This is a genomic window from Massilia sp. 05N420, assembly GCF_056397205.1.
Map to the genome: position 1 here is coordinate 1 of NZ_JBFTMX010000203.1, position 421 is coordinate 421.

General features: G+C 62.9%; 1 protein-coding gene. It reads right to left on the reverse strand.

The features are described 5' to 3' along the window. The coding region (locus tag AC1DIX_RS27975; protein ID WP_477328628.1) for an FAD-dependent oxidoreductase at positions 1–195 on the reverse strand (195 nt) is incomplete at its 3' end. Positions 196–421 lie beyond the last annotated feature (226 nt).

Genomic DNA, 421 nt, shown 5'->3' on the forward strand with positions numbered 1-421 from the left:
GATCCAGCCCCAGTTGCGCGACGACTGCTCTCCGGCGATGCGCCCCTTTTCCAGAAGCGTCACCTGGATATTGCGCGCGGTGAGGAAAAGCGCCGTCGAAACGCCGATCACCCCGCCGCCGACGATCACCACCTCCGAGCTTTCAGGCACGGGGCTGGAGTGACGGATCGGGTCGGCTTCTGAAAAGGGAAACATGAGGGAGGGTCTTGCTGCATGAGGGATGTCAACCGATCCCTAGCGCTGCGTTAGCAGGTGTTCAAGCATCGTTATGCTGCAGCAAGGCAGCGCCTGGAACGATCTTTCCAGAGCGGCAGTTCCTCAGGCAAACCTGAGCGCCGAACGCGCCTTTGCCTTGGCCGCCTCTTCCTCGCGGTCGCGGGGCGGTTGCGAGGTCCGCCGCACATTTGGCGATCGCCAGGAC